The sequence below is a fragment of the Halomonas sp. genome (assembly GCF_031581305.1).
Classification (GTDB): Bacteria; Pseudomonadota; Gammaproteobacteria; order Pseudomonadales; family Halomonadaceae; genus Halomonas.
In genome coordinates, this window is sequence record NZ_JAVLBC010000285.1 from 1 (window position 1) to 2859 (window position 2859).

General features: G+C 68.0%; 3 protein-coding genes. All 3 read left to right on the forward strand.

The window, feature by feature from the left end:
- A partial coding sequence (locus RI841_RS15785; RefSeq protein ID WP_310706584.1) for an FAD-linked oxidase C-terminal domain-containing protein occupies positions 1 to 995 on the forward strand: 995 nt, incomplete at its 5' end.
- Between the two features lie 9 nt (positions 996 to 1004).
- Entirely contained in the window at positions 1005 to 2108 is a 1104-nt protein-coding gene (gene glcE, locus RI841_RS15790) for a glycolate oxidase subunit GlcE (RefSeq protein ID WP_310706585.1), read from the forward strand.
- 1 nt (position 2109) lies between these two features.
- A partial coding sequence (glcF, locus tag RI841_RS15795; protein ID WP_310706586.1) for a glycolate oxidase subunit GlcF occupies positions 2110 to 2859 on the forward strand: 750 nt, incomplete at its 3' end.

Genomic DNA, 2859 nt, shown 5'->3' on the forward strand with positions numbered 1-2859 from the left:
GCCTGAAGTACGGGTTGACCGTGCACAACGTCATGAAGGTGGAAGTCATCACCATCGAGGGCGAGCGCATGACGCTGGGCAGCGAGGCGCTGGATGCCCCCGGCTTCGACCTGCTGGCCTTGTTCACCGGCTCCGAAGGCATGCTCGGCGTGGTCACCGAGATCACCGTCAAGCTGCTGCCGAAGCCCGAGACCGCCAAGGTGCTGATGGCCAGCTTCGACGACGTCGAGAAGGCCGGTCGCGCGGTCGGCGACATCATCGCCGCGGGGATCATCCCCGGCGGGCTCGAGATGATGGACAAGCTCGCCATCCGCGCCGCCGAGGACTTCGTCAAGGCCGGCTATCCGGTGGAATCCGAGGCCATCCTGCTCTGCGAACTGGATGGGGTAGAAGCCGACGTCAACGACGACTGCACCACCGTGCGTGCGGTACTCGAAAAGGCCGGCGCTACCGGCATCCAGCAGGCCCGCGACGACGCCGAGCGCGCCACCTTCTGGGCTGGGCGCAAGAACGCCTTCCCGGCGGTGGGCCGCATGTCGCCCGACTATTATTGCATGGATGGCACTATCCCGCGCCGCGAGCTGCCTCGAGTGCTGAAGGGCATCGCCGATTTCTCCGAGGAATATGGCCTGCGGGTCGCCAACGTCTTCCACGCCGGTGATGGCAACATGCACCCGCTGATCCTCTTCGATGCCAACCGTCCCGGCGAGCTTGAGCAAGCGGAGGAGCTCGGCGGCAAGATCCTCGAGCTATGCGTCGAGGTCGGCGGGTCCATCACTGGGGAACACGGCGTGGGCCGCGAGAAGATCAATCAGATGTGCGCCCAGTTCGATCCGGGCGAACTGGCCACCTTCCATGCGGTCAAGGCAGCCTTCGATCCCGAGCGCCTGTTGAACCCGGGCAAGAATATCCCCACCCTCGCTCGCTGCGCCGAATTCGGTGCCATGCACGTGCACAACAACGAACTCCCGCACCCTGAGCTGCCCCGATTCTGAGGATTCCCCATGGCGGAGACACGACCACAAGCAACCGACCAGGACACCAGCGAAGCGCTCGCCGAGCGCATTCGCCAAGCCACTGCAGAGGGCAAACCGCTGCGCATCGCCGGGGGCGACACCAAGGCCTTCTACGGACGCCCCGTTGAGGGCGAGACGCTGTCTACCCGCGAGCACCGCGGCATCACCTACTACGACCCGGTGGAGCTGATTGTCTCGGTACGCAGCGGCACACCACTGGCCGAGCTGGAAGCCACCCTGGCCGACAACGGACAGATGCTCGGCTGCGAGCCACCTCATTTCGGCGCGGATGCCACCGTGGGCGGCATGGTCGCCACTGGCCTCTCCGGCCCCCGCCGACCCTGGGCCGGCAGTGTGCGCGATTTCGTGCTGGGCACCCGGGTGATCACCCATGAGGGACACCAGCAGCGCTTCGGTGGCGAGGTGATGAAAAATGTCGCCGGATACGACCTGTCACGGCTGATGGTGGGCGCCCAGGGGACACTGGGGCTGATCACCGAGGTCTCGTTCAAGGTGCTGCCCAGGCCAGGCGCCCGGCACAGCCTGCGCCTCGAGATGCCACTGGCCGACGCCCAGGCGAAGCTCGCCGAGTGGGGGCGGCAACCGCTACCCATCACCGCCGCTGCCTGGTACGCCGGTGCCCTGCACCTGCGCCTGGAAGGCGGGCCCAGCTCGGTTGCCGCCACCCGCGAGCGCCTCGGCGGCGAAGAGCTCGACGAGAACTTCTGGACGTCGCTTCGCGAGCAGACGCTGGACTTCTTCTCGCGGGACGACACGCGCGCCCTATGGCGTCTTTCACTGCCCCACAACACGCCTTCGCTGGCCCTTAGTGGCGCCGACGAAGCGGACCTGCTTCACGACTGGGCCGGCACCCAGCGCTGGCTGCGCAGCGACCTGGCCGCCGATACCATTCGCGAGGCCTGCGCCCGTGCCGGCGGCCACGCCACCTGCCTGGGCTCCCGCGAGGGACCGGGCCAGGCCGACCCCTTCATGCCGCTGGAACCGGTGGTCGCGAAATACCATCGAAACCTGAAGGCCCAGCTGGATCCTGAGGGCATCTTCAACCCGGGCCGACTCTACGCGGAGCTCTGAGATGCAGACGCACTTTACCGAGGAAGACTTCCAGAAACCCCATATCCGCGAGGCCGACCGCGTCCTGCGCAGCTGCGTGCACTGCGGCTTCTGCAACGCCACCTGCCCGACCTACCAGCTGCTGGGCGACGAGCGCGACGGCCCCCGCGGACGCATCTACCTGATGAAGGAGATGCTCGAGAGCCCGGAAGACGACACCCAGGTCACCGAGGAGACCCGGCTGCACCTCGACCGCTGCCTCACCTGCCTCAACTGCGAGACCACCTGCCCCTCCGGGGTGGAGTACCACAAGCTCCTCAATATCGGCCGTGCCGAGATCGAGCGGCGGGTGCCGCGCAAGCCTGCCGACCGTGCCCTGCGCTACGGGCTGCGCAAGGCACTCGTGGAGCCGAAGCGCTTCCAGGCACTGCTCAAGCTGGGCCAGACCTTCCGCCCGCTGGTGCCCGGGGCGCTGGCCAACAAGATGCCCCCGACGCCGGTGGATGCCGGGGCGCGCCCCGAGGGCAAGCGCCATGCGCGGCAGATGCTGATCCTCGAGGGCTGCGTGCAGCCCGGGCTCTCGCCCAACACCAATGCCGCCACGGCCCGGGTGCTGGACCGCCTCGGCATCGGCCTGACCCCGGCCCCCGAGGCCGGCTGCTGTGGCGCCGTCGACTTCCACCTCAACGCCCAGGAGGACGGGCGGGCCCGCATGCGCGCCAACATCGACGCCTGGTGGCCCCACGTCGAGGCCGGCTGCGAGGCCATCGTC

What these genes read in the sequence shown, in the direction of transcription:
- glcE (WP_310706585.1), top strand. Translation starts at nt 1,005, where the DNA reads ATGGCGGAGACACGACCACAAGCAACCGACCAGGACACCAGCGAAGCG.